The organism is Nannocystis pusilla (assembly GCF_026626665.1).
GTDB classification, from domain to species: domain Bacteria; phylum Myxococcota_A; class Polyangia; order Nannocystales; family Nannocystaceae; genus Nannocystis; species Nannocystis pusilla.
In genome coordinates, this window is the sequence record NZ_JAPNKE010000002.1 from 5,943,779 (window position 1) to 5,969,883 (window position 26,105).

Here is a 26,105-nt window from a genome sequence, read left to right on the forward strand (position 1 = left end):
GAGACCCCGGCCCTGCGCCTCGCCCCGCGCGGTCACGGCGCGACGTAGCGCAGCACCGTGGTCGTGAAGTCGCTGAACACCAGCGTCAACTTGACGCACGCCCCCGCGGGCAGCGGCGCCCCGCCCGTCGGGGCCTGGCTGTCCTCGCTGACGTCGACGGCGCCGGCGGGCACGACCCCGTAGCTCACCGGGCCGCCGAAGCCGGTCGGGAAGCTCTCGGTGGACAGCGCCCAGTAGGTCGTCCCGCCGGTGACCGGCCCGGGGCCCACGGGCGTGGTCGCGTCGGGGTCGGTGACGTAGTACCCGAGCGCGGTGACGTCGGCGGTCCAGTCGACCACCGGCGCGCCCATGTCGTCCATGGTCAGCATCACCGCGTTCGTCCCTTCCATCCCCTCGCACCCGGCCGGCGCGCCGTCGTCGCGGGCCAGGACCCAGCGCACGTCGGTGGCCTCGAGCCCGGGGCTGCGGAAGAACATGGTGCTCTCGCCGCCGTCGGCGATCCCGTCGCCGTCCTCGTCGACCAGCACGAGCTCGCTCGGGAAGCTGCGGTTGAGAAATCCCGGACCGACCGGGAACGGGAACGGCGGCCAGAAGGACGTGTCACCCGCGACGGTCACGTCGATCTCGGCCGTCAGCGTGTCGGTGACGACCGCGTGGAGCCGGGCGCCGGCGCCGGTCGGCGTGGCCGTCATCGCCACCTTGACCGGGATGATGACGTCCGGGTCATAGCGCTTTTCGACCATGTCGAGGTTGGGGTGATCGACCGTGACCACGTAGTCGCCCTCGAGCCGCAACCCGGGGGCCTGCGCGACGGTGAAGCGGATCGCCGCGTCGTCGGCGAAGCTGCGCTCGTTGAACGCCTCGAAGCCGGCCGCGACCACGAGCTCGTAGGTGGCGCCGTGTTCGAGCGCCGCGTCGGGCGTGATCGTGACGTGGCGGCCGTCGACCTCGACCGTCGCCGGCACCTCGGCCCCACCTCGCGGCGCAGCCCGATCTTCGCCAGGTTGTCGGGGTCGTCGAACACCGGGTGCGACAGCGTCAGCCGCAGCGGGCCCTCGCTGCCCACCCCATTCGCGCCGGCCGCGGGCACCGACGCCAGCACGAAGAACTCGCGCGCGGTCAGCTCGCCGAGGTAGCGGACCAGGTCCGTCTTCTCCGCGTCCGTCAGCGTCGCGCCGGACAGCGGCAACATGGCGTCGACCGCCTCCGCGAGGGTCCAGGCCGCGCCGTTGACCAGCCAGTGCCCGTGGCGATACGCGCCGACCAGGCTCGGCACGACGATCGGATGATCGCTCTCGGTCCCGCCGCCGGGCAGCCGCAGACCCCCGGTCGTCAGCGGGCCGGCGTGGCAGCTCGCGCAATTGGCCGCGCCGCGGAACAGCGCCTCGCCGCGGCGGCCGGCCTCGGTCAGGCTGCCGTCGCGCTCGGTGACGCCGTTGGCCGGCGGCGGCGGGATGAGCCCGGCGAGGTAGTCGTAGAAGGCCTGGTGCGAGGCCGTGTCGACGATGAGCCCGATCGTCGGCCCGGGGCTGCCGTAGAGATAGGAGAAGAGGTCGAAGGCGTCGCCCTCCCAGCCGATCGGCGCCGTGCCCTCGAGCCAGAACATCGGCCGGCTCGACGACTCGGAGAAGCCGCCTGCCGACCACACGTTGCCGTCGGTGAGGCCGTCGACGTGGCAATCGGCGCAGCTGTGATTGAGGCCGCCGCGCGCGCCGACGCCGGTGTAGAGCGCCTGTCCGGCCGCCAGGCCCGGAGCGCGCGGGTCGCCCTGCAGCGCGACCACCCCCGCGGCCGAGCCGTCGACCCCGGCGACGGTGACGCGATAGCCCTGCGCGCCGTGGACGAACAGGCGCTCGTCGTCGGCGAGGATCGCCCGCGGGCGGCCCGCGGCGACGAACCGCGCCGTCTCGGCCAGCGTCTGCGGATCGAGGCCGACGACCAGGTCGGAGCCCTCGAAGGCCGTCCACAGCGTGCCGCCCGCGAGCGCCATGCCGAACGGCCGCACCGCCAGGCCGGCGGCGCTGTCCTGGCGACCGACGTCGACCGCCACGACCTCCTCGAGGCTGGCGGTGTCGTAGGCCACGACCGAGTGGCGGAAGGCCGTCATGCCCTCCATGCCCGACAGCTCGGCGAGCGCGACGCGGGTGGTGGCGACGTACAGGCGCTCGTCGGTCAGCAGCAGCCCGCCGATCACCGAGCCGACCGCGGCGATGTGCGACCGCACCTCGAGCGCCCCGGTGTCGATCACCGCGATGTCCTCGAGGTCGTTGCGCTCGTCGGGCGCGAACTGCAGCCGGTCGCTCACCGCCGAGCGGTAGCTGGCCGCGTAGAGCGTCGCACCGTCGGCGCTGAGCGCCAGCGACGTCGGGTTCTTGTTGGTCTCGATGCGCCCGACGACCTCGCGCCGGGCCACGTCGATCACCACCACCGCGCCCTCGGTCGCCAGCGATACGTAGGCCGTCGCGCCGTCGGCCGAGACGACGACATCGGCGGGCTCGTCGCCCACCCACAGCGCGTCGACCAGGCGACCCGCCGCGACGTCGATGAAGCCGACGGTGTCACCCGCCTTGTGGGCCACCAGCACCACGCCGTGGGCCGCGCTGTGGGCGATCGCCACCGGCCACGGGCCGGTCTGCAGCGTGCCGAGGACCTCGCCGCTGGCGGGGTCGACGCGGCTGACGTGCGGATCGAAGAGATGCGCGACCCACAGCTCGCCGTCGACGCGCGCGAGCGAGGTGGTCTGATAATACTGAAGTGCTCGTACGGGACGGCGTCGACCGCGGTCAGGCTGCGGCGCTCCTCGGCGCCCTCGATCGCAAACTCGTAGTCGCCGACCACCAGCGGCGTGAAGCGCGAGAAGCCGTCGCTGCCGGCGACGACCTCGTTGTCGTTGCCGTCCGGCGCGGCGACCAGCGTCCACCGGCCCCGCGTCGGGTTCGGCAGGTAGAAGGTGGCGCCGACCGGAAAGCGCTTGCTGGCCTGCAGCATCAGCGGCTGCAGATCACCGACGACGACGTCACCGGCGCCGCCGCAGCCGGGCGCACCGAGCACGAGCATCGCAGCGAGCCGCGCTGCGCCGATCGACCACTTCAACGAAGGAGAGGAACTGTCCATGCTTCACGAGCCCTGGGCACGGCGAGGGGTTCCACCGCTCGAGGCGCCCGCGCGTCGCACCCCGGCGGCGTCCGTCCGATGCGGACGCACTCCCGTCATTACCTGATGTCGCCGCCAGGTCGCACGCGATGCCGCCAGCGGCCACCGTGACCTTCCATCGCGTCGCCGCGACAATCTACTCGACTCGCGCATTCATGGGGGTTGTGTACCGCGATTCCTTCGCGTCGTTCGGCGCCTCGCCGCAGTCGCGCCTGCGAGCAGGCTGAGCCGGAGCGGCGCCTGCGAGCGCGGCGGCGGCGGGGCCGCAGCTGCCCGCGCGCGTACGGCCCGCGATCCGTACGATGTCCCTTCGGACATCTGCCATGATTGCGACGCCGGAGCCGGGGCGCGTCGATGCAGAGCGCGAGCTCGTGGCCGACCGTACGGACGAGCCCGCCGCCGGGAACGCGTCGACGAAGTCTGTCGGTGAAACATGTCGGCGAATTCGCGCGGATCGTGCCCGGCGATAACATCGGCCACCGCCAGCTCGCTACGACCGTCGAGGCCTACCTCCACGACACGGGCGACAGCATGGAGCGAGCGACGCAGGCGCTGGTCAAGGCGCGGTGCGGGATCATCACGGTTGGCACAAATCTGACACAGGCCTCCAAAACCCGTCGCAGCGGCGTGATGCGGCAATCACGCCAAAACCCCGTCAAAGCCCTCTGATCCGCCCATAGCGGTCATCCCGCCAGGGGTGGGCCGTGCTCGAATAACCGTTCATCTCCCAGAACCCGAGCTTTTCGCGCGTCAGCAGCTCGATGCGGCTTATCCACTTCGAGCCTTTCCACGCGTACAGCTGCGGTGTGATCATTCGGACCGGCCCGCCGTGTTCGATGGGCAGGTCGTGGCCGTCGACCGTGTGGGCCAGCAGCACGTCGGGCTTGAGCGCCTCTTCGAGCGCCACGTTGGTCGTGTAGCCGTCGTAGCCGTGGCACATCACGTGGACCGCCGCCGGGGTCGGGTGCACCAGCGCCATCAGGTCGGCGAAGCGCACGCCGACCCATTGCATGTCCATCTTGGACCACGACGTCACGCAGTGGAAGTCGCTGGTGTCCGTGGTCTGCGGCAGCGCCATGAAGGCCGCCCAGTCGAGCGTGATCGGCTGCTCGACCGCGCCGTCGATCTTCAGCTCCCACTTGTCCTTCGGGACGATCGGCTTGCGTCCGAGGTCGAGCACCGGCCACTTCTTCGTCACGGTCTGGCCGACCGGCAGCTTCGGCATCCCGTGGCGGTTCGGCGGGCCCGAGCCCTGCGGGCGCGCGTCGGACAGCGCGGGCGTGTCGCGCATCCGCTGCTCCCAGCGCTCCATCAGCTTGCGCCGCGCTTCGACGATCCGCCGCTCCTTGTCGTCCGCGTCCTCGCTCATCCTCTGCATTCTACTCGAGCGCGCTCGCGCGGCCGAGCGACCGCCGGCGCGGACCCCCGGCCGGGCGCGACGGCTCGCCAGGCTCACGGCGCTCCGGCGCTCGGTCGCGTCGTGGAACTCTCACGAGACAGCGACATCGGCCGATGGGCCCGCCCGCCTCGCCTCTCGCGCCGGGCATAGCGACAGCGCCTGATGCCGGCCTCACACCTCACGCCGTCCGAGACGGACTCGCTCGACCGGGTCGTCCGAGATGCCCGCGACCGAGCCCGATGCCGATCCCTCACACCTCACGCGCTCCGGGGCGCCCTCGCTCGACCCGGTCGTCCGCGACGCCGCGACTGAGCTCGACGGTCGTCTCGCGTCCGCGCCTCTCCTGCACCAGAGGACATGCTTTTTAGCACATGCCCGAAGGGGCATGCCCCTTCGAACATGCCCCTCGAGCCAGGCTCACTCGAGCGAGCCGACCATCGCCAGGAACTCCTCTTCGCTGAGGATCTTGAGCGGGGCGCCGGCGGCGATCAGCTCTTCGGCCTTCTTCTGCTTGCTCGACTTGGCGCCGCGTCCGGCGCCGACCACCAGGAAGGACAGCGCCTTCGTCACGCCGGACGGCACCTCGCCGCCGAGGGCTTGCACGCGGGCCTGGGCGACCTCGCGGGTGAACGCCTCGAGCGTGCCGGTGAACACGAAGCTCTTGCCGGACAGCGCCGCGCCCTCGACCGGGGCCGGGGCGGCCTCGCCGGGCAGCACCGTCACGAACTCGAGCAGCGCGTCGATCAGCTCCGCGCGGGCCGCCAGGCCGTGGACGATGGCGTCGGCGATCGCGTCCTTGATCCCGCGGACCGCGGTGAGGTCGGCCTGGGTGAGCTCCCGGATCCGCTCGAGCGTGCGGAACTCGCCGGCCAGCAGCAGCGCGTTCTGCTTGCCGAGGTGCTCGATCCCCAGCGCTTGCAGGAACACCGCCAGCGGCAGCTCGCGGTGCGCCTCGATCTGGTCGATCAGGTTCTGCGCGCTCTTCTCGCCCAGGCGCTCGAGCTCCTGCAGGTCGACCGCGCGCAGGCGGTAGTAATCGGCCGGCGTGCTGAGCAGCTCGGCGTCGACCGCCGCGCCGATCACCTTCGGGCCGAAGCCCTGCAGGTCGACCACCTTGGCGAAGTGCTCGAGCTCGCCGAGGCGGGCCTGCACGCACTTCTTCGGCTCGGCGCACCACAGGTTCTCGCCGTCGCGCTTCTTGCGGCGCTCGATCGGCCCGCCGCACGCGGGGCACTGCGTCGGCAGGTCGAACGGGCGCGACGCCGGGCCCGACTCGACCACGCGCTCGACGTTGGGGATCACGCCGCCGCGGCGGGTCACCTCGACGCGGCAGTTGTGGGTCAGGCCGAGCGATTCGAAGATGTTGAGGTTGTGCAGGCTGGCGCGGCCGATCCGCGCGCCGCTGAGCTCGACCGGCTCGAGCAGGGCCACCGGCGTGATCACCCCGGTGCGGCTGACCGACCAGAGGATGTCGAGCAGGTCGGTCACGCCCGAGTCGCCCTGGAACTTGTAGGCGATCGCGTAGCGCGGGTGATGGCCCGTGAGCCCGAGGCGCCGCTGCTCCTTGACCGAGCCGGTGCGGTAGACGACCCCGTCGATCTCGTAGTCGAGCTCCGGCCGGTTGCGGGCCCAGCGGTCGTAGCTGGCCTGCAGCCCGGCGCGGTCGACGAACTCGTGGTCGATGCCGCCGAGCCCGAGCTTCTTGAGCAGCTCGAACTTGTCGCGCTCGCTGTCGAATTCGGGGCCGATGATGTCGTAGGCGAAGAAGCTCAGGTGCGCGTTGCGGGTGTTCTTGCGCTCCTTCTGCTTGATCGACCCGGCCGTCAGGTTGCGCGGGTTGGCGAAGTCGCCCTTGAACTTGGCGAAGTCGCTGAGCTTCATGTAAAGCTCGCCGCGGACCTCGAGCTCGACCCCGTCCGACGCGACCGTGCGCGGGATGTCCTTCACCTCGAGCGCGTTCATCGTGATGTCCTCGCCCTCGGTGCCCGAGCCGCGGGTGGCCGCCATCACCAGCTTGCCCTTCTTGTCGTAGCGCAGGCTGCAGGCCACGCCGTCCATCTTCGGCATCACCAGGATGTCGCCGCTGAACTTGCCGGCCCAGCTCTGCAGATCGGTCTCGTTGTAGCACTTCTCCAGCGACAGCATCGGCCGCTGGTGGCGGACCGCCGCTCCGAACCGCTGCTCGGGCGCCAGCTGCAACGCCTCCTCCGCGTCCATCGCCGGCGCCTCGGCCGACTGCGGCCCCATCTCGTCGAGCACCGCCGCGTCGGGCCGCACCCGCTTCAGCCGCTCGACCAACTGGTCGTACAGCGTATCCGGCAGCGTCGGCGCGTGGTGGTCCCAGTACTCCTTGTTGGCCCGCCGGATCAGCGCCTCGAGCTCGTCGGCCGTGAACGAAGGCAGCCTGGCGTTCACCGCGGCGGCGTCGAGGGTCTGCAGGTCGGAGGCGGGGGTCGTCGAGGCGCTCATGAGCGCCCGGGATGCTAACAAACCCGCGCCCGCGCGTCGCCCGCTCGCTTTCGCGCGCGCAGCAGGAGGCGCCCAGGGACCGCTACAGCGGGCGAGCGCTCCGCAGCGCCGCAGGCCAACGCGACTCGCTACGTCGAAGACAGCTCGCCGCCGGTGGACGTCGTGCGACGGAGGGGTCACGACTCGTGGCCGCAGATCTCGTTCTCCTCCGACAACCACTCGCGGCGTCGCGGAGGTACCCGATGCCCGCGACTTCACGGCGGCGGTTCGACGCGCTGGGTCGAGGGCTTCTCGGTCTCGCATGCGACCTCCCATCATCATGCGTGCCGGGCATGGCACCGATCATTCTCCGACAGGCCGCAGTGCCCACAAAGATCTCCCGGGTGCCACCATTGTCTCCAAAGTCGGCCGATCCAGCTCGTCCTGAGACAGATGAGCCTCCCGCTCGCGGACGCGGACCCGAGCGCCCGAGGGCGGCATGATCCGCGAGGCGACCATGACGGCGGTGTCGTGCGGGTGCGCGGGCTCGCCCGCCGGAACGCCTCTCCGCCCCAGTTTGGCTGCATCCGGCCCGTGGCACGCCTCTTGAAGAGCTCGGGGAACCTATGACTTCCCGCGCCTGTAGTCCCCTGCGTCTGGCACTCCTCGCTCTTCCGCTCATGACTCTGGCCGTCGGCTGTGGCGACGATTCGGGCGGCGATTACAGTGGTAGCGCCACCAATGCGAGCTCGCCGAATTCGGGCGGTGGCACGGATGGTGGCAGCGGCGGCGAGCCGGGCGACAGCGGGGACCCGGGCGATTCGGGCGGCGCCGGCACCGATGCTCCTGGCGACACCGGTGCTGCCTCGAGCGCCGGCGATTCGGGTGCCGATCCGACCGGCGCCGGCACCTCGGGCGCCGGCGGCGACAGTGACGGCGACACCGGCGGCGAGGAGCCGATCGATCCCGGCCAGCTGACGGCGGGCGAGTGGCGGGACCTCGACCATTGGGACTTCTGGATCGGCCTGCTCGGCGACGAGATGTGGTCCTCGATGGAGAAGCTGTGGAAGCTCTATACCAGCCAGCGCTTCGCCGTCGTCGCGGTCGCCGATCAGGTCCCGGTGGTCGACGCCGACGTCGTGCTGCTGGCCGGCGACCAGCAGACGGTGTGGAGCGCCCGCACCGACGTACGCGGCCGGGCCGAGCTGTTCAACGGCCTGCTCGGCGCGCCGGCCGAGGGTCCGTTCACCATTCAGGTGACCTCGGGTGAATCGACCGTCTCGATCGCCGACGCCCAGCCGTTCGCCGGTGATCCCGCGATCGCCAGCCTCGACGCCGCCGCGGCGCCGGCGAAGGTCCTCGATCTCCTGTTCATGATCGACACCACCGGCTCGATGGGCGACGAGCTCGAGTACCTGCAGATCGAGCTCGCCGACGTGATCGCGGAGATCCGCGACAACATCGGCCAGTCGTTCAAGATCCGCCTCAGCGTCAACTTCTACCGCGACCACGGCGACGAGTACCTGGTGCGCGAGTTCCCGTTCACCGAGGACATCGATACCGCCCTGGCCGACCTCGCCGCGCAGAGCTACGACGGCGGCGGCGACTTCCCCGAGGCTGTCAGCGAGGCGCTCGATTCGACGATCCACGGCCACGACTGGAGCCCCTCGGCGGTGTCGCGCCTGGCGTTCCTGGTCCTCGACGCGCCGCCGCACGACAGCGCCCCGGACCTCTCGATGATCCACGAGAGCGTCAGCGACGCCGCGGCCGCCGGCGTGCGCATCATCCCGGTCGCCTCCTCCGGTATCGACAAGAGCACCGAGTTCTTCCTCCGCTTCGTCGACATCGCCACCGGCGGCACTTACGTGTTCCTCACCAGCCACAGCGGGATCGGCGGCGAACACCTCGAGCCGACCATCGGCGACTACCAGGTCGAGCTGCTCAACAAGCTGCTGGTGCGCCTGATCAGCCAGTCGGTCCAGGGCAATTAAAAGAAGAAACGCCCTCGCGGGCGAACCCATCACATCGGCACGCGCCGCCCACCGCGGCGCGTGCCCTCGTCGTTTCGCCGCCGGCCCACCACAGCGCGTAAGGGCCCGGCGATCGTGGCCGCTGTCTTCAATCTCTCTGCCGCTTCATTCGGCGCACGGGCCCGCGACCGTGCGCGCATGCGCTGAGTCGGGGAGCGCTCGCACCAGCGCGGTCCCCCCAGCGCCGCCTTCTCTCTGCGGCTTCACTCCGCGCACAGGCCCGCGACCGTGCGCGCGTGCGGCGAATCAGGAAATGCTCGCACCAGCTCCGCCGCGGCCGCGCGGGCTTCGGCGCGTCGGCCGAGCTCGCACTGCGCCTGCGCGGTCAGCAGCATGCGCTCTTCGACCAGATGGCCGTTCGGGAACTCACGGGCGTGCTGCTCGAGGGAAGTCAACGCCGCGCCCGGGTCCTTGCGGCCGAGGGCCGCGCGAGCGGCTCGCAGCAGCGTCAGCTCGGCGTCCAGCGCCGGCATGTCCTTCGGGACATCTGCCACGCGCGCCCCCGACTGCCGCGGCCGCTGCTCTTGCGGCGGGACGGTCGGCGCCGCCTCGGGAACCGCCGACGACGCGCCCTCGCGCACCACCGGCGCCCCGCCGCGGACCTGCGTCGCCTCCGCGCTCGTGTCGGTCGCCGCCGCCTCGTGCGCCGCCTGACTGCCCGCGTCGCCGGCGTCCCGCTGGAGCAGCCGCGCCCGCGCGCCCACGACCAGCAGCAACACCGCGGCCGCCACCAGCACCGCGCCCCACATCAGGTCGCGCCGGCGCGTCGAGACGCGCACCGGCGGCGCCCCGGTTTCCTCGCCGATCGCCGCCTGCAAGCGGGCCCACGCGGCCGCGCGCGTCGGCGGGCATGCGCTCGCTGCGATAGGCGGCGACGATGTCGCGGCACTTCTGCTCATTGAGACTCTGCGGATCCATCGCGACCTCCGGCGACGAAGCTGGCGAATCGCCTGCGCGCGCTGTTGAGACGGGAATAGAGGGTGTTGAGATTGACGCCGAGCTGCTCGGCGATCTCGGGCACCTTGAGGCCCTCGAGCTCGGCGAGCATGAACACCAGGCGGTGCTCCTCGGACAGGGTGGCGAGGAAGCGATCGACGAGCGCCCGCGCCTCGATCGCGGCGATCACCTCGTCGGGCGCCGGCCCGCCGCTCGGCTCGGGCGCGACCGTCAGGCGGCGCAGGTGACGGGCGTGGCTGCGCCGGTGGTGCAGCACCACGTTGCGGGTGATCCCGAACAGCCACGACGGCAGGCTGGCGCGCCCGTCGTAGTCGGCGAGCCGCCGGTGCACCACCAGGAAGACCTCGTGGAACGCGTCGTCGCGGCCGGCCCCCTCGACCCCGAAGTTGCGGAGCAAGCGCCACACGAAGTCCGCGTGGTCGCGGTAGACCTGCTCGAGCGTCGGCGTCGACCTCGGTCGGGGGCTGGGTTCGTGGGCGGCGCTCGGCTTCACGGCGACTCGTTGTGGTTTCCCGGCTCGCCGCCGATCCGTGAGCTCAGCCGGCCCCGCCGCGCCCGAACCGGAATTCGAGCCCCAGGGCCGCCCGCAGCGACACCGGCGCGATCGTGAACATGCGCCCGAGCCCCGCCGCGCTGAAGGTCCCGCCGAGCAACGGCACGCCGAGGTCCGCGCCGAACCACAGCGCCAGCCAGGGCCGCGGCGCCCACGCGACCGCCGGCCCGAACACCGCCGCCAGCCACGCGATCCGGTCGGCCCGCCCGCCCGCGAACCCGACTCCCTCGCCGAGAGCCTGCCCGCCCTCGAGCCCGCCGCACAGCGGGAACTCGACCTGCCGCGCCCGCAGCACGCCGCAGCCGCGCGCGCCCACGGCCCACAGCCGCACCCGCGCCCCCGCCTGCGGATCGCTCTGCGTGTACTCGGTCGTCGGCGCCCGGTACAGCCCCGTCACCTCGACCCGCCAGCGCCGCCCCGAGAGCCCGCCCGCGAGCCCGACCGCCGGCCCCACGCGCGGCATCCCCAGCGCCTCGAGCCCGCCGGTGACGCGCACGAAGCCCCGCGGTCGGGCCACGCGAGCGGCTGGCTTCGGGGACATGTCGGAAGATACATCCTCCTTGAGAGGGCCCGGCAGCACGGTCGTGCCCGCCGCGGGCTCCGGCGCCGGCTCGTCCGGCGGGGCGGAACCGCCTGCCCCGGAGGACATGTGACTCGTATCTGCGCCCTCTTCGCCTGTCCTCGGGGACATGTTCGAAATACCGGATTCGGCTGCCCCGGGGGACAGGTCGCCCGCCCCGGCCTCGGCCGGTGATGGCTCGGGGGGCATGTCCTCGGGAGCAGGTGTTCCCGCCGGCGCGGCGCTCGGCGCCGGCACGATCGCCCCCTCGGCCGGGCGCGTGAGCACGCCGGGGTCGACCACCACCGCGGTCACGAACGCCGCCGCGTCGCCGATCTCCGCGCACGAGCGGCCGCGGAGGGTCCGCTTGCTGCGGCCCTCCGCCGCCTCGAGGTCGAGCGTCGCCGACCAGCGGCCCTCGCCCTCGCGGCGCACGTCGACGGTCACGCGGACCGGCCGCGACTCGGTGGCGCCGGCGAGGTAGCGCGCCAAGCTGTCCTGAAAGCCATGTTGAGGGCAGCGCGGATCGCCGCGCCAGGCCACTTCCACGTTCTGCGCAGGCAGCGCGGCGACGAGCGCGAGGACGAGGGGTCCCACGGCCGGGAGACTAGCGCGCCGCCGGCCCCGGCCCGCCGACAATTTTCGCGACGGGCCTCACGGAATTCGCTCCCCGCCGGGAAATCACCCGCACATGTCCCTCCCCGCCGCCCCGCGCGATGGCCCCGGCCTCCTCGCCCCGACCGCCCCGCGGGTCGCGACGTCGCGCCCGGGCGTGGGCCCACCGGTCACGGCGGCGACGCGCCCGGCTGCGCGCTGAACTCCGCCCGCGCCTCCGCGGACCGCCGGGTCGACGCCCCGGCGGCCCCGCGAAGCCTCGCGCCGCGCGAACGACTCCCATCATTTCAATGACTCGACCCCGAGACCTACAGGAAATAACACTACCATGCAGACCCTCCCCCGCATCCTCGTCATCCTCCCCGCCCTGCTCGCATTCGGCTGCCCCGGGCCCAAGGGCAACCTCGGGCAATACACCGCCTCCGACGGTGGTGAGACCGACGGCGGTGAGACCGACGGCGCGACCACCGACGAGACCACCACCGCCGACGCGGGCACCACCGTCGAGAGCGAGACCAGCCCCGACGATCCGCCGCCGGCCTGCGCCGAGCCCGGCGACCCGACCTCGGAATCGGCGACCTTCCTCTTCGACCCCCCGCTCGCGAGCGACGGCTTCGCCGGTGAATGCGAGGTGAGCGCGATCGAGGCGGACCCGGACGGCGCCGAGATCGCGCTGACCTGCGGCGAGCAGGCCGTACAGATCCGCCTCGAGCTCGACGAGCCGCTGACGCAGTTCGCGGTCGGCGACCCGCTCGCGCTCGACTACCGCCTGGTCCAGTCGTTCGGCCAGAGCGAGTGGTTCACCCTCCGCCTGCCCGCCCCCGACGGCGCCCTGCTGCTCGGCGGCGTCCAGGCCGAGGACTTGACGCCGCCGAACGCCGACTCGTTCTTCGCCCCGCTGAGCATGACCCGGCAGGACGGCGTGTGCATGACGACGATCGACTGCGACAACATGGAGGAGCCGATCGCCGTCGAGTTCACGCACGGCGATGACCATGCCGTGGTGTTCGCTTCGCACACCGCGGTGCTCGGCGAGTCGGCGCCGTACCGCGTCGGCGCCAGCACCGCTCGCAAGCACTACAGCGAGGCCGCCGACGGCCTGGGCGGCTTCTGCCAGGTGTTCGACGTCCCCGAATACTACTACCGCCTGATGTTCCACCGCCTCGACGAGTGAGCCGAGGCGTCGACGCCGGTCGCGGCGACGGCTCGCGCGCAAGCCGTGCGAGCCGCTCGCCGTCCGCGAATGCGATCACCGCCGGATGCTCCGGCGAGCGCCCATTCGTCATCTTCAAGACAATCAGCGCCCGTCGCGGCCGGCGAGCTCGCAGATCGCGGTGACCAGGTCGAACGGCTCGCACGGCTTGCCGAGGTGCTTCTGATAGCCGGCGAGCAGCGCCCGCGTGCGGTCCTCGAGCCGCGCGTAGGCGGTCAGCGCCAGCGCCGGCGTGCGCCCGCCGTCGCCGACCGGGCGCTGACGCAGGCGGCGCATCCAGTCGTAGCCGTCTTCGCCGGGCATGGCGATGTCGGACACGATCACGTCGGGCCGCTGCTGCGTGACCAGGGTCAGCGCCTGCTCGCCGTTCTCGGCGGTCAGCACCACGGCGCCGGTCGGCTGGAGGAACGCGGCGACCAGCTCGCGCGCGTCGCGTTCGTCGTCGACGATGAGGATCTTGAGCCCGCGCAGGTCGGCCTCGCGCGGGACGGCCTCGCCCACGGCCGGGCCCGCGGCGGCGCCGGAGGCCACCGCGCTGACGCGGCCGGCCTGGCTGGCGCGCGTCGGCAGGCGCACCACGAATTCGGCGCCCTGGCCGACCCCGTCGCTGTGGGCGGTGATCGTCCCGCCGTGGCCCTCGACCAGGTGGCGCACGATCGCCAGGCCGAGCCCGAGCCCGCCGTGCTGGCGCGTGGTGCCCGAGTCCTCCTGGCGGAACTTGTCGAAGATGTGCGGCAGGAACTCGGCCCCGATCCCACGGCCGGTGTCCTTGACGGTGATCACCACGAGGTTGCGCCCGGTCAGCTCGAGCGTCACGTCGACCTTGCCCCCGCGCTCGCTGAACTTGACCGCGTTGCTCAGCAGGTTCCACAGGATCTGCTGCACGCGCTCGGCGTCGCAGACCAGCGGGATCACCGGCGGCTCGGGCCAGAACGCGAGGCGCACCCCCTTCGCCTCGGCGGCCGGGCGGACGATGTCGAGCGCGGCCTCGGCGATCTGGACCAGCTCGGCCGGACCGACCCGCAGCTGCAGCTTGCCCGTGATGATGCGCGTGGTGTCGAGCAGGTCCTTGATGAGCCCCGCCTGCGCCGACGCGTTGCGGTCGATGGCGTCGATCGCCTTCTGCCGCTGCTCCTCGCTCAGGCCGGTCCGCCGCAGCACCCGCGACCAGCCGAGGATCGCCTGCAGCGGCGTGCGCAGCTCGTGCGACACGACCGCGAGGAACTCGTCCTTGGCCCGGTTGGCCGCGTCGACGCGGGCGCGCTCGCGGCGGGACAGCTCGAGCAGGCGGGCGTTGTCGAGGGCGAGGGCGATCCGGCGCCCGAGCTCCTCGGCCAGCGCGAGGTCGTGGTTGTCGTAGAGCCGCCCCGAGCCCTTCCACGTGCCGACCGAGAGGGTGCCGAGGATCGCCCCCTGGACCGGCAGCGGCACGATCGCCGACGAGCGGACCGCCAGCGCCGCGAGGGCCTCGAAGTGCTCCGAGTCGCGGGCGATGCCGGCCAGGATCGCGTCGCTCTCGGGCACGAACAGCGAGCGCCCGCTCGCCATCACCCGCGCGTAGGTGTGCTCGCCGTCGCGGTCGAGCGGCAGGCGGCCCTGCGCGGCCACGTAGGCGCGCAGGCGCGTCTGCATGGCCGGGTCGATGTGGGCCACCGCGGGGACCGCGAACGAGCCGTCGTCGCGGCGCAGGTGGATCACGCACCAGTCGCCGAAGCTCGGCACCACCAGGTCGACCACCCGCGCCAGGGTCGCGTCGCCGTCGAGCGACTCGGCCAGCACGCGCCCGGCCTCGGCCAGGAGCGCCATCGCCTCCTCGGCCCGCTTGCGCTCGGTGATGTCGAGCACCGTCTCGACGATGCCCTCGATGTTGCCCTCGAGCACCCACGGGTAATAACTGACGAGGAAGTGCCCCGGCAGCCCTTGCCGCTGCGGCAGCATCACCGACACCTCGACGTCGCTTATCGTCTCGCCGCGGTCGCGGACCCGCTCGAGCATCGGCTCGATCAGCGGCGCCACCCACGGCACCACCTCGGACAGCCGCTGGCCGAGGTGGACCTCGACCGGCAGGTCGTTGATCGCCGCCAGCGCGCGGTTGATCCGGCGGTAGCGGAGCTCGCGGTCGAACACCGCGAAGCCGATCTGCGCGCCGTCGAGGATCGCCGTCAGCTCGGTCTCGGCGCGCCGGTGCTCGCTGACGTCGAACATCGACGCGACCATGCGCGTGGGTCGCCCGCCGAGGTCGCGGGCGATCCAGCCGCGGTCGAGCACGCGGACGAATTTGCCGTCGCTGCGGGCGAACCGGTACTCCTCGACCCAGCGCTCGGCGCCGTCCTTGATCGCGCGCTCGACCCCGACCGCGACCCGCTCGCGGTCGTCGACGTGGATCCGCGCCATCCACCAGTTCATGTCGTCCTCGACCTCGTCGGCGCGGTAGCCGAAGCGGGTCGAGATGGCCGCGTTCCAGCGCGTCTCGCCGGTCCTCACGTCCCAGTCGCGCAGCGCCTCGTTGGTGGCGCGGTTGACCAGCTCGTAGCCCTGCTCGGCCCGCACGCGCTCGGTCAGCTCGAGCACCGTCGCCGCCACGCCGGTGACCGACCCGCGCGTGCGCACCGGGTAGAAGCACACGTACCACGAGCGCTCGCCGTCCAGGCTGAAGTGGTCGGTGGCGTAGGGCACCCCGGTGCGCAGCACCTCGGCCAGCAGCGGCATCGTCGCCGCCAGGGCCGGCGAGATCTCGGCCGGCGTGCGGCCCAGGTGCGACTCCGGCGACGCCCCGTTGAGCTCCGCCAGCGCCCGGTTGACCCGCACGTAGCGCAGCTCGCGGTCCAGCAGCGCCAGCCCGACCGACGCGCCCTCGAACAGCGCGTCGAGCTGCGCCCGCACCTCGTCGTCGCCGTGGAACGCCGCCAGCGCCGACGCCAGCTCCCGGCTCGGGCCGACGCGCGGGCGCATCGCGTGGATGTCGGTCGCGGTGCCGACCCACCGCTCGACCGGCCCGGCCGCGACGCGGACCGGCTCGACGCGGGCGCGGTGCCACCGGAGGTCGCCGTCGCGGCGCCTGACCCGGAGCTCGCACTCATAAGGTTCTCCCCTGCCGAGGGCCTCGGCGTGGCGGGCCGCCAGCGCTTGCAGGTCGTCCGGGTGGATCACCCGGGCCATGACCTCGACCGGGGGTAACTGCTCGGGCACGCCGGCGTAGCGGAACCAGGCGGTGTTGACGAATTCGAGGTCTCCGGCGCCGCCGTGGGTCCAGAGCAGGTGCGTCACCGCGTCGGCGAAGCGCCGCAACGCAACTGTATTTTGAGACAGGTCCGACGCCGATGGGGGTCCAGCGGCCCCCGTTCGCGGCGGATCTCCCGACTCACGCTGCACGGGGCAACCGTAGCACGAACGTCCCGCCGCCCGGCCGCGGCGGAGGGGCCTCCGGCGGGCGACGCGGGCCGAGGCTTGGGGGCGGCAGGAAACTCGCGGCGCCGCGAGCGTCCGTGTACCGTTGGCGCGGGAGCCGAAGCATGCCCTCGCAGTTGACCGACGCCGAATGGAGCCAGCTTCTGTCGCGGATCGAGCGAGGCGAGTGTACGCCCTTCCTCGGGCCCGGCGTCGCCCTCGGTCGGCTGCCGCTGCCGGGCGACCTGGCGATGCGGTGGGCCGACGAGTATCAGTACCCGCTCGAGGACCGCTGGAACCTGCCGCGCGTGGCCCAGTACCTCGAGCTCGAGAAGGGCCCCCGGTGGCTGCGCGAGGAGCTGGCCAAGGCGCTGGCCGACCCGACCGCGGCCGAGCCCGGCGGCGACGTGCTGCAGCTGCTCGCGGAGCTGCCGTTCACGACGTACATCACCACCGGCTACGACGACCTGCTCGCGCAAGCCCTGCGCGCCGCGCAGATCCGCCGCGACGACCGCCGCACGCCGCGGAGGCCGCGGCTCGACTTCTGCCGCTGGCACGAGACCCTGCGCTCGGCCGCGATGCCGACCCCGTTCGAGGCCGACCCGCACTACCAGCCCTCGACCGACGAGCCGTTCGTGTTCCACCTGCTCGGCCAGGCCGCCTTCCCGCAGTCGCTGGCGCTGACCGAGACCGACCACTACGACCTGTTCGTCGCCACCGCGCGCCACCCGAACACCGTGCCGCCGTCGGTGCACCGGGCGCTGCGCGGCGGCCCGCTGCTGTTCATCGGCCAGCCGCTGACCGACGCCAACTTCCGCGCCCTCGCCCGCAGCCTCGGCGGCGCCTACTACGGCGGCCTGCAGGACGGCACGCTGTCCGTCCACGTCCGCCCCGAGGGCAACGACGCCGCGATCCGCTACCTCGAGCGTCACTTCGCCGAGCAGCGCATCAAGCTGTACTGGGGGACCCCGCACGAGTTCCTGCAGGAGCTGCGCGAGCGCTGGCTCCGCGACCACGAATAGCGCCCCGGAGGTCCATGTCCGCACCCAAATCAGGCCCGCAGAGCCCCTTCCCCGGACCCCGCCCCTACGAGGCCGGCGAGCGCGACCGCTTCCACGGCCGCGCCGGCGAGCGCCGCGACCTCGCGGCCCTGGTGGTCGCCAACCGCCTCACCGTGCTCTACGGCCCGACCGGCGCCGGCAAGACCTCGCTGCTGGCCGCCGGCCTGGTGCCCGAGCTCGAGCGCGCCGGCTTCATGGTCATGCCGATCGCGCGCCCCGGCGGCCTTTTGCCCCCGGGCACCAACCCCATCCACCTGCGCAACGTCTACAGCGCCAACGTGCTGATGCACTGGCACCACGGCGACCTCGACGGCGTCGTCAAGCACACCATCACCTCGTACCTCGAGGCGATGCAGGACCCGCGGCCCGAGCGCCCGCTCGCCCTGATCATCGACCAATTCGAGGACCTGTTCGCCACCCACACCACCCAGTGGGAGCAGCGCGAGGCGTTCCTGCGCGAGCTGGTCGAGTGCCTCGCCAAGCCCGAGCGCGGGGTCGAGGAGCGGCCGGTGCGGGTCTGCCTGGCGATCCGCGAGGAGCAGCTGGCCGAGCTCGAGCGCTACGCGCCGCTCCTCCCCGACCTCCTGCGCGTCCGCTTCCGCCTCGACCCGCTGCGCCGTCCGGCCGCGATCGAGGTCATGACCCACGCCGCCGGCGGGATGTTCTCGCAGCCCGACGCCGAGAAGCTGGCGACCGACCTCGGCCACCGGCGCGTGCGCACCTTCGGCAAGCTGGCGCTGGTCCCCAGCGAGTTCATCGAACCGATGCAGCTGCAGCTCGCGTGCGACGAGAAGTGGCGCCGCGGCGGCCGCAGCGGCGCGATGGCCAAGCCGCGCGACCCGGACGAGGCCCTCGTCCGCTACCTCGACGCCGGCATCGCCCGCGCCCGCGCCGGCTGGGGCGCGGAGGCGAAGATCCGCCGCTTCATCGGCGACAAGCTGCTCACCCCCGAGGGCGAGCGCAGCGCGGTGATCCGCGGCAAGCGCCACACCGGCGGCCTGAACAACAAGCTGGTCGACCGCCTCGAGCAGGAGCGGATCGTCCGCGCCGAGGAGCGCCTCGGGACCCGCTGGTACGAGCTGGCCCACGACCGCCTGCTCGAACCGATGCGCCTGTCCAACGCGACATGGTTCGAAGCCAGCGCCGCCGCCGCCGCGCCCGCCGCGTCGCGCTGCTGCTGCTGCTGCTCGTCGGCGTCGGCGTGGCCGGCTGGTTCGGCGCGCAGTGGGCCCTCGACCGCTACAAGGGCCTCGAGGGCGAGAAGTCCGGGGTCGAGGAGCAGCTCGCCGACGCCAGCCGCACCCGCGAGGCGCTCGAGCAGTCGCTGGCCAAGGCCGAGGGCGCCCACGCGGTCGAGCGCCTGCGGGCCCAGGCGCGCGGCCTCGACGTCGACCTCGTCGGCCTCGCCGACGACGTCCAGGCCGCCCGCGGCGTGATCGCCGAGATGGCCCGCTTCAGCCCGCGCGGCCGCGACAACGAGCCGGCCGACCTCACCAACTTCGTCGCCGTCGCCGCCGAGCTGCCCGGCCTCGGCGCCCGCCTCACCGGACTGGTCCAGCGCCACGGCGAGCTCACCGCCGAGCTCACCGCCGCGACCGCCGCCCGCCCGGTGGTCGAGGCTGACCTCAAGGCCCTGACCAAAGAGACAGCCTCGCGCGGCCCCGAGCTCGAGCGCCTGCGGGCCGAGCTCGACGCCCTCGCCGCCGCCGAGACTCGCCAGCGCGCGCGCGTGCTGGCCGAGGTGGCCGGCTTCGAGGCCCCGCAGCGCGGCGCCAGCGGCGACGCCCGGGCCCGCGAGATGGCCCGCGAGCTGTGGCGCGACGCCTTCTTGCTGCTGCAGCGCGGCAGCACCGAAGACGCGCGCGGCCGGTTCGAGCGGGCCCACCTGCGCGACCCGGCGAGCGCCCCCTCGTGGGACATGCTCGGACGGATCGCCCAGACCACCGGCGACCTCAAGACGGCCGAGCAGTCCTACCGCAAGGCCCTCGTCCAGGCCCCCGACTACGGCCCCAGCCTCGGCAGCATGGCGTCGCTGTACCTCACCAAGGAATGGTTCCTCGACGCCGAACGCTGCGCCCGCGAAGCCCTGGCCGCCCAGCCCGACCTGCTGAGCGCCCGCATCGTCCTCCGCGCGGTCCAGCAGCGCCGCCAGATCGAGGTCGAGAGCGACGAGGAAGGCCTGAGCCCGAAGAACCCGTGCGTCCGCGGGACGGCAGCGGCCGCAAACCCGCCCGCAGCCGCCCCGCCCGCCAGCCCCGAGCCCGCCACGCCCGCCGAGTGAGCCTGACCGCGCGCACCGAGCCGCTCGCGCGGGCGGCTCGGCGCCGGACCCTGAAGGCCACCAGGGCGCCTCACGCGGAGCGAGGGGGCTCACGCGGCTTCGTTCGAAGCCCCCAACACGAACATGGATGCCTCTACCGCGACCATGCCGTGGCGCTACCTGGGCGTTTGCCTGCTGCGCCGAAGCGTCTGACGAACTGCGCGGCATCGGCTCGCCGCCGGACGCGGGAACACCGGCAAGAACGTATTTAGGACGACATTCAAGGCAGCACCCAATGCCATGCGGGCGGCCTTGACGTGGTCGCCTGCGTGCCTCAGTGTGTTCATTGATCGATTTCGCACTCTCCTCGCGAGAACGATGGATGGGCCCATGCAAGATCCAGAACTGAAGATCGGCTCCACGGGAGCGCACGTCCTCCGATTGAAGGCGGCCCTGGCGGCGAAAAATCATATCACCAGTACGAGCGACGTATTCGCCAGAGCGACGCATGACGCGGTGGTCGCATTTCAGAAGAGTAGGCATTGGAAGCCGGACGGCGTCGTCGGGCCGCGCACGTGGCAGGCGTTGCTCGGGCCCGAGCGCGAACTCCCCAACACGCTCGGGCTCGCCATAACGGCGCTCGCGCTGATCGAAGCTGCCCGGGGCGTGCATGAGGTCGGCGGCAACAACCGGGGGCCCGACGTCGAGGCCTACCAGGCCGTCACCGGCATGATGCATCAGGCCTGGTGCGCGTCGTTCGTAAGCGTACGACGAACCACGTCGTGACGGGCTCGGCCCCGAGGAGCTACCAAGCGCCTCGGAGGTTCGAGGATGGACGACGACGAGAACTTGGACGAGCGCGGGGCGCTGATCGTGGGGCCGGAGATGCCGAGGCGCGGCAGGTTCACGCTGCTGGTCTCGGATTCGTTCTGGCTTGATGTCACCGAGATCGGCGATACGGTGCGGCTCGACTTCAGGCCGAGGACGATCCGCGAGCGGGTGGAGCTCTGGCGCAGGAAGTGGGGCCTATGACGACGCAAGAGCGCTGGCGGGCCCACGTGGACGCGTGGAAGTCGAGCGGCCTGTCGTGCAGGGCTTACGCGGCGAAGGCCGGCATCAACCAGCGGACGCTGACGTGGTGGAAGTCGAAGGACCCGCGGGCGCCTCGCGTTCGTCCCGCGTCAGTCCCCCTCGGAGAACGCGCGCGGCCGCGGCAGCGCCGAGTCCGGGCCGATCGGGTGGCGCGCGCCGTCCTCGACCCGGAGCGCCCACACCCGGTACGTCCAGTGCCGCCCGCGCTGCGAGATGTGCCCCTCCACGAAGTACGACGCGACGACCAGCCGCACGCCGCCCTCCCCCCGCAGCTCGTAGCGCGGCGGGTGATACACCAGCGGCGGCTCCCCGGGCGCGACGCCCCGCCCCGCCCGGCCGCCCCGCCCCAGGTACGACGCGAGGTCGTCCGGCGGCTCGTCCCCCGTCAGCTGCTTCGCGCCCAGGCGCCCGTCCCAGGCCTCGATGAACGCCCGCGTCGTCCGCAGCACGTCCTCGTCGCTGCGCCCGCCCGCGGGCGTCCAGCCGCCCCAGTGAGCGACGACGCGCTGCAGCACGTCCTCGGGCGGACACGGCTCGCCCGCGACCGCGACCCGCTCCAGCGTGGTCATGTCCCCGTGGTCGTGCGCGAAGGTCGTCTGCGTCCACATCTTGACGATGGGGAACTCGGGCCCGAGCGGCGAGGACCCATCCGGCGGCGCGGGCGGCGGCGCGGGCTCCTTCGGCGCGACGACCGTCGTCCCCCCGGGCGAAGCAGATCCCACATCGCGTCCGGTCGACGGACTCGCGGCGGGCGGCCGCGCCTCGCAGCCGCCGACGATCAGCATGAGGAGAAGCGGCACCGGTCGCATCCGCGGAGCTTATCGAGACTCGAGCGCCGCCGTCGACCTCGCGCGAAGCTCGAGAACGCCCCGCTCCGCCGGGACGTTGTTTGACAGGCTCCGCGCGCCAGCACGAGGACGCTCAGCAGCGTCTCGCCGCCAACGTCTTCCGCTCCGTCACGCTCGCCGACCCGCGGAGATGATCTGAATCGGCCATGCCGTCAAAAGAAGCGCGAGGAGACCGGCAGAGGGAGGCCGAGACCGATCGCCCGCTTTCAGCGCCGATGATTTTACGGCGCGGCTTCGGGCAAGCTGCGGCGCACTGGGACCGTGACCGGCTGACCGTCGAGGTAGCGGAACTGGCCGGACATGCGGCGCCGCGCTGGCGCATCTCGGTGTTCCTGCCGCGCCTCGAAGCATACTCCGGTGAGTTCCCGATCGGCGGAGACGGCGGCGCAGGGACGGCTGTGGACAGTCCATCGCCGACCATCACCGAGCTCGAGCTCGAGCGCGGTACGGCTCGGATCCCAAGTCCGCGACTTCAGAGCGCTACGTGGCAGCTTCACGGTGCGCACGATGACGTCGTCGGTGATCGGGCCAGCGAGCAGAGCCGCCTCAGGGATCGGCCGCGATGGCGCGATGAGGATTTGCGCGTCGTGGTGCGGCGGGCCGTGCGTCCAGAATGTGGGCGGGCGCGCAGGTCAACCGGCCCTGCTCGGAGGGTACCGGCGCACGGTCAGGGCGACGGCGAGCACCAAGACTGGCCGGTCAGCCCGGAATCACCTCCGTCTTGCACCCGAACAGCAGGTTGATCTTGCTGCCCTGGGGGGCCGCCGAGACCTTGTCGCAGCTCACCGGGCAGAGGATGATGTTCTTCGGCGCGGCGTTGTCATCATAATACCAGCCGCCGAGCAGGGGATCGCAGTCGTTCGCGCCGTCCACGTGGTAGAGGGTCTCGGGGACGCCGACGTTCTGGTCGATGAACTCGACGTTGACGTAATCGGGGTCGAGCGTCTCGCCCATGGGGGCTCGGGGATCTGCCACTGGCACGCGAGCGGCTGGCTGCCCTGGATGATCTTCGTCGCCAGCTCGTCGAACACCCCCTGGAAGGTCGGCGTACACGCCGGGTTGCCGAAGCTGCAGTTGCAAATATCGCCGCTCACGCCGCCCGTGGTATTGACGATCTGCTGCCACACCTGGCCGACCTGGGCCGAGTTCGGGCACGCGGAGTAGGCGTAGATGCCGGACATTCGCCAGGTTCGATTCCCCATGCCGTCCGACATCATCGGATCGATCGCGGTATAATCCGCGATGAAACCATTCGGGTTGTTGTGATACTTGCCGGCGTCGCCGGAGCTCTCCTCGGCGTTGCGCGAGTCGTCGTCGGTGACGATGACGATGTATTTGCGCACGCCCGGGCGCAGGTGCGGCTTGTACACCGGGAACAGCTCGACGAGCTTGCGCGCCCCGTCGACGCTCTCGATCGGCCCCGGCGGGGTCGGCTGCGAGTAATGGAAGTAGTTCGGCAGCTTGGTGTCGGCCGGGCACATCCCCGAGCCGAGCGGCGCCGGCACGCAGATGCCCGGCAGGATGAGGAACGGGTCGGCGGCCAGCATCACCACGTGGACGTCGATGCCGCTGTCGATGATCTGCTGGCTGAAGCTGTTGATGTTGGCCTGCACCTGCGCGGCCTCGTCGACCATGCTGCCCGAGGTGTCGACCGCGAACACGATGTCGACCGGCTCGTAGGTCTGCTTGGCCTCCTCGGAGATGGAGCGGCAGATCTCCCCGGTATCGTCGGGAGGCGGGCCGCTGGTCTCGACCGTGCCGACATCGAGCTTCGGCGCCCCGCCCGAGGTCGGGTCGCCGGGCGTGGTGCCGGCGCTGCCGTCGCTCGTGACGGTCGAGGTCGGACCGCCTTCGGTCTCGCCGCCGCTGCCGGCCGACGAGGGCTCGGTGCCGGCCGAGGAGGGACCCGTCCCGGCCGAGCCCGTATCCGACGTGATGGGCCCGAGCGAGTTGATGCCCGAGGCGCTGGTGTACTCCCCCTGCCGCTGTCGTCGCCACACGCGGACAGACACACGAGCGAGGCCAGCAGCGGGATGGCACGAGGACGCGAAGACATGGCCCGCATCGTCGCACAGGTGGCCGCTGCACACACGCGAGCCCGCGTCGCCTCCTGGAGAGCGGGCGCGGGGGCTGCTCGCCACGCCATCGAACCCGGAATCACGACATCAAGTGACAGCGCTTCGTCGAAGTCACCCTGAAATCGCGGCTCGGGTCGGCGTGCCGCTCCGACGAGAACGCCTCACGCGCCCGGTACGTACGTGACCCACTCGCCTTCTGCCAGCGAGAACGCGTCGCAGGCCGGCAGGTCGCAGGCCACCTCGGCGCTGGCGAGGCGCTGGGCTTCGAGGCAGAGCGCGCCGCCGGCCGACCACACCGCCTCCATCGCGCCGAGCTCGCCGGCGCTCACCACCGTGCCGGCCGCGTTCTCCCAGTGGAGGGGCGTGCCGTTCTGCGTGTAGCTGTGGCCGGTGCCGCAGTAATCGGCGGTGATCATGCGCAGCGTCGCCTGGCGCTGCGCCAGGCTGGCGGGGTGGCCGGCGCCGTCGAAGTCGGACTGCGGGCCGTAGTTCATCAACTGCAGCTTCGCCGCCGCCGAGCCGGCGCAGGCGAGCGTCAACCAGCGGGGCTTGTCCGGTTGGATCGTCTTCGTCGCGAGGTCGTAGGTCTCGCCGCCGATCACCGTGACCGCGCTGGTGAGGACGTCGAGCAGGTCGCCGGTACACACATTGCGCACACCGATGAGCGCGTTGAGGTCGGGGTACACGAGCGCATAGGTGGAAACCTGCGGCGCGCCCTCCGCCCACGAATCGATCTTCTGGTGCCCCAGCACCGTGATCGGCAGCGGCAGCAGCGAGCCCGGCGACTGGACCAGGATCGTCGCGCCGATCAGCTGGGCTCCGCGCAGCGTGGTCCCCTGCGCCGAGCGGGCCACGAGCGCGCCCTTTTCGACCCCGAGCTCGGATTCTTGCAGGCTGAGCAGCCCCAGCGCCGGCGGGACGAAGCCGACGATCCGCACGCCCTCGGCGTTGGCGAGCCCGTCGAGGTTGAGCTCGCGGATGGCCCGGCCGTTGACCTCCGCCGAGTTGAACCCGCAGCGCCACACCGGGCAGGTCGTCGAGCCGCCGTCGCGCGCCTCGATCGCCTCGTCCCCCCATTCGTCGTCGGCGAGCGCCTCCACGCATCCGCTCGCCAAGAGACCTACACCCGCGATTGTGCCGCAAACACCCCGTACCCGCATAAAGACCTCGCCGCCCCCGACGTCGCGGACACTAAACCCCAGCGCCCGTCTCCGTCAAGCACAATGTGATGAGCCTATGCGCTGTGATGAATCCACGTGCAACCACCACTCGCACATTGAGCGATGATTCGCCGTTCAGCGACCGCGGGTCTTCGCGCGGAGGCCCTCGATCGCCGCGACGCGCCAGGCGAACGCGTCGCCGGCCCCGCGAAACCACTGCTCGGCCGCGTCGAGCTCGGCGAGCGCCCGCTGGCGGTCCACCGCGCCCTGGCCGGCCAGCAGCACGCTCGCCAGCTCGACGCGGGCCCGCGCCAGCAGCCGCGGCAGCGACACGTCGCGCGCCTGCGCGGCGACGGTGACCGACGCCAGCCCGGCGACCGCGTCCGTGAGGTGCTGGCGCGCCTCGTCGAGCTCGCCCTGCGCGGCGAGGTTGAGGCCGAGGCACAGGTGAAGCTCGGCCTGCTGGACCGCGAGCCACCATTCGCCGCTCGCGCCCGACGGCGCAAAGGCGGCCCGCAGTTCGGCGATCTCGTCGCCGACCGGGCCCAGGCGCAGCGCCGCGTAGCCGCGGATCAGCGCGATCTCCGGGCGCGTCAGCGCGGTGTCGTCGGGCGTCAGTCGTCGCGCCAGCGCCGCGGCCTCGCGCCAGGCCGAGCGGGCCGCCGCCAGCTCGCCCGCCTCTTCGTGGCGCTGGCCGAGGTGGGCCAGGCACATCGCGCGCTGGGCCACGCGGTCGGCGGCGAACCGCTCGAGCACCGAGCAGCCGCGCTCGAGCACCTCGGCGGCCATGCGCGGATCGGTGAGCGACACGCTGGCGACGATGCGGATCACCGCGCTGTGCGGGTGGGCCGGCCCGAGCTCGGTTTCGAAGATCTCGAGCGCCCGCAGCACCAGCGTCTCGCGCTCCGCCGTGCCGGAGACCACCAGCGCCAGGTTGCCCAGCGTGAAGCCGACGTCGACGTGGCGCGGGCCCAGGGCCGCCATCCGCACCGCCAGCGCCTCGCGCAGCGTGACCTCGGCCTGGTGCAGGTCGCCGATGGCGAGCAGCGCCGAGCCCATGCTGTTGAGCACCTGGCCCGACAGGCGCGCCGGTCCCTGCAGACGCGCCGCGTATTCGCGGGCGAGGGCGATGTCCTCGCGCGTCTGCTCGGCCTGCCCGAGCTCGCGGCTGCGCCGGTGGATCCGCAGCGCCAACGCCTCGAGCGCGGTCTCGTCGACCTTCGCCCCGAAGGCCGTCAGGTAGGCGCGAGTCAGCAGCGCCTCGTCGTCGGCCCAGCGGCTGTTCATGTGAA

18 protein-coding genes and 3 pseudogenes are annotated in these 26,105 nt (G+C 72.2%); 8 read left to right on the plus strand and 13 right to left on the minus strand.

The genetic code is table 11. The features are described from left to right. Positions 1-32 precede the first annotated feature (32 nt). The 3 genes and pseudogenes from OV079_RS26275 to OV079_RS58605 form a co-directional block, all read right to left on the minus strand. Positions 33-743: a hypothetical protein gene (locus OV079_RS26275; RefSeq protein WP_267771657.1), complete on the minus strand. Its 711-nt coding sequence runs from the start codon at positions 741-743 to the stop codon at positions 33-35. Between the two features lie 129 nt (positions 744-872). After that, positions 873-965 (minus strand): annotated as a pseudogene (locus OV079_RS58600) (Ig-like domain-containing domain); the annotation flags it as partial. A 176-nt stretch (positions 966-1,141) separates the two neighbouring features. Continuing rightward, positions 1,142-2,116 (minus strand): annotated as a pseudogene (locus OV079_RS58605) (hypothetical protein); the annotation flags it as partial. Positions 2,117-3,579: 1,463 nt separating this feature from the next. On the opposite strand from OV079_RS58605, the gene OV079_RS26285 reads away from it, so the two are divergent. After that, entirely contained in the window at positions 3,580-3,822 is a 243-nt protein-coding gene (locus tag OV079_RS26285) for a hypothetical protein (protein WP_267771659.1), read from the plus strand. On the opposite strand, the gene OV079_RS26290 is transcribed toward OV079_RS26285, so the two are convergent. Continuing rightward, the gene (locus OV079_RS26290; protein ID WP_267771660.1) at positions 3,809-4,522 is read right to left on the minus strand and encodes a molybdopterin-dependent oxidoreductase; all 714 of its coding nucleotides are present in this window, start codon (positions 4,520-4,522) and stop codon (positions 3,809-3,811) included. The genes OV079_RS26285 and OV079_RS26290 overlap by 14 nt on opposite strands. 447 nt (positions 4,523-4,969) lie before the next feature. Then, positions 4,970-7,021, minus strand: a complete 2,052-nt coding sequence (ligA, locus tag OV079_RS26295) for an NAD-dependent DNA ligase LigA (protein ID WP_267771662.1) — start codon at positions 7,019-7,021, stop codon at positions 4,970-4,972. Positions 7,022-7,680: 659 nt separating this feature from the next. Here ligA and OV079_RS26300 point away from each other — a divergent pair. After that, a complete protein-coding gene (locus tag OV079_RS26300; RefSeq protein WP_267771663.1) occupies positions 7,681-8,991 on the plus strand; it encodes a VWA domain-containing protein in 1,311 nt (436 codons plus the stop codon). A gap of 242 nt (positions 8,992-9,233) precedes the next feature. Here the strand turns inward: OV079_RS26300 and OV079_RS26305 are convergent, their stop codons facing one another. The 3 genes from OV079_RS26305 to OV079_RS26315 all read right to left on the minus strand — a co-directional run bounded on the left by OV079_RS26305 (position 9,234) and on the right by OV079_RS26315 (position 11,696). Then, complete coding sequence (locus tag OV079_RS26305) at positions 9,234-9,848, minus strand: tetratricopeptide repeat protein (RefSeq protein ID WP_267771664.1); 615 nt, start codon at positions 9,846-9,848, stop codon at positions 9,234-9,236. Between the two features lie 77 nt (positions 9,849-9,925). Beyond that, positions 9,926-10,480 carry an RNA polymerase sigma factor gene (locus tag OV079_RS26310; protein WP_267771665.1) on the minus strand — a complete coding sequence of 185 codons (555 nt, stop codon included), beginning with the start codon at positions 10,478-10,480 and terminating at the stop codon, positions 9,926-9,928. Between the two features lie 43 nt (positions 10,481-10,523). Then, positions 10,524-11,696, minus strand: coding sequence for a hypothetical protein (locus OV079_RS26315; protein ID WP_267771666.1), 1,173 nt, complete (start codon positions 11,694-11,696; stop codon positions 10,524-10,526). Positions 11,697-12,042: 346 nt separating this feature from the next. Here OV079_RS26315 and OV079_RS26320 point away from each other — a divergent pair, with 346 nt between their 5' ends. After that, the gene (locus OV079_RS26320) at positions 12,043-12,888 is read left to right on the plus strand and encodes a hypothetical protein (RefSeq protein WP_267771667.1); all 846 of its coding nucleotides are present in this window, start codon (positions 12,043-12,045) and stop codon (positions 12,886-12,888) included. A 123-nt stretch (positions 12,889-13,011) separates the two neighbouring features. On the opposite strand, the gene OV079_RS26325 is transcribed toward OV079_RS26320, so the two are convergent. Continuing rightward, positions 13,012-16,299, minus strand: a complete 3,288-nt coding sequence (locus OV079_RS26325) for a hybrid sensor histidine kinase/response regulator (protein ID WP_267771668.1) — start codon at positions 16,297-16,299, stop codon at positions 13,012-13,014. 140 nt (positions 16,300-16,439) lie between these two features. On the opposite strand from OV079_RS26325, the gene OV079_RS26330 reads away from it, so the two are divergent. The 5 genes and pseudogenes from OV079_RS26330 to tnpA all read left to right on the plus strand — a co-directional run. After that, positions 16,440-17,336 (plus strand): SIR2 family protein, encoded by an 897-nt coding sequence (locus tag OV079_RS26330; RefSeq protein WP_267771669.1) that lies wholly within the window; start codon positions 16,440-16,442, stop codon positions 17,334-17,336. Positions 17,337-17,350: 14 nt separating this feature from the next. Further along, entirely contained in the window at positions 17,351-18,811 is a 1,461-nt protein-coding gene (locus tag OV079_RS26335; RefSeq protein ID WP_267771670.1) for an nSTAND1 domain-containing NTPase, read from the plus strand. 1,214 nt (positions 18,812-20,025) lie between these two features. After that, a complete protein-coding gene (locus OV079_RS26340) occupies positions 20,026-20,421 on the plus strand; it encodes a peptidoglycan-binding domain-containing protein (RefSeq protein ID WP_267771671.1) in 396 nt (131 codons plus the stop codon). A gap of 45 nt (positions 20,422-20,466) precedes the next feature. Further along, positions 20,467-20,667, plus strand: coding sequence for a hypothetical protein (locus OV079_RS26345; RefSeq protein ID WP_267771672.1), 201 nt, complete (start codon positions 20,467-20,469; stop codon positions 20,665-20,667). Then, positions 20,664-20,768: pseudogene (tnpA, locus tag OV079_RS58610) on the plus strand (IS66 family insertion sequence element accessory protein TnpA); the annotation flags it as partial. The gene OV079_RS26345 and the pseudogene tnpA, both read left to right, overlap by 4 nt. Before the next feature lie 48 nt (positions 20,769-20,816). Here the strand turns inward: tnpA and OV079_RS26350 are convergent. From OV079_RS26350 to OV079_RS26365, 4 genes are all read right to left on the minus strand, one after another. Further along, positions 20,817-21,527 carry a hypothetical protein gene (locus OV079_RS26350; protein ID WP_267771673.1) on the minus strand — a complete coding sequence of 237 codons (711 nt, stop codon included), beginning with the start codon at positions 21,525-21,527 and terminating at the stop codon, positions 20,817-20,819. Between the two features lie 830 nt (positions 21,528-22,357). Further along, positions 22,358-23,587 carry a vWA domain-containing protein gene (locus OV079_RS26355; protein WP_267771675.1) on the minus strand — a complete coding sequence of 410 codons (1,230 nt, stop codon included), beginning with the start codon at positions 23,585-23,587 and terminating at the stop codon, positions 22,358-22,360. A gap of 227 nt (positions 23,588-23,814) precedes the next feature. Beyond that, on the minus strand, positions 23,815-24,753 hold the full coding sequence (locus OV079_RS26360) for an ADYC domain-containing protein (protein ID WP_267771676.1): 939 nt from the start codon (positions 24,751-24,753) through the stop codon (positions 23,815-23,817). 195 nt (positions 24,754-24,948) lie between these two features. Further along, the gene (locus OV079_RS26365; protein ID WP_267771677.1) at positions 24,949-26,100 is read right to left on the minus strand and encodes a tetratricopeptide repeat protein; all 1,152 of its coding nucleotides are present in this window, start codon (positions 26,098-26,100) and stop codon (positions 24,949-24,951) included. Between the last annotated feature and the right edge of the window lie 5 nt (positions 26,101-26,105).

Excerpts from the sequence above, each read along its gene's own strand:
- OV079_RS26275 (WP_267771657.1), bottom strand. The coding sequence starts at position 743 with ATGGTCGAAAAGCGCTATGACCCGGACGTCATCATCCCGGTCAAGGTG.
- OV079_RS26290 (WP_267771660.1), bottom strand. The coding sequence starts at position 4,522 with ATGAGCGAGGACGCGGACGACAAGGAGCGGCGGATCGTCGAAGCGCGG.
- ligA (WP_267771662.1), bottom strand. The coding sequence starts at position 7,021 with ATGAGCGCCTCGACGACCCCCGCCTCCGACCTGCAGACCCTCGACGCC.
- OV079_RS26300 (WP_267771663.1), top strand. The coding sequence starts at position 7,681 with ATGACTCTGGCCGTCGGCTGTGGCGACGATTCGGGCGGCGATTACAGT.
- OV079_RS26320 (WP_267771667.1), top strand. The coding sequence starts at position 12,043 with ATGCAGACCCTCCCCCGCATCCTCGTCATCCTCCCCGCCCTGCTCGCA.
- OV079_RS26330 (WP_267771669.1), top strand. The coding sequence starts at position 16,440 with ATGCCCTCGCAGTTGACCGACGCCGAATGGAGCCAGCTTCTGTCGCGG.
- OV079_RS26335 (WP_267771670.1), top strand. The coding sequence starts at position 17,351 with ATGTCCGCACCCAAATCAGGCCCGCAGAGCCCCTTCCCCGGACCCCGC.
- OV079_RS26340 (WP_267771671.1), top strand. The coding sequence starts at position 20,026 with ATGCAAGATCCAGAACTGAAGATCGGCTCCACGGGAGCGCACGTCCTC.
- OV079_RS26345 (WP_267771672.1), top strand. The coding sequence starts at position 20,467 with ATGGACGACGACGAGAACTTGGACGAGCGCGGGGCGCTGATCGTGGGG.
- OV079_RS26365 (WP_267771677.1), bottom strand. The coding sequence starts at position 26,100 with ATGAACAGCCGCTGGGCCGACGACGAGGCGCTGCTGACTCGCGCCTAC.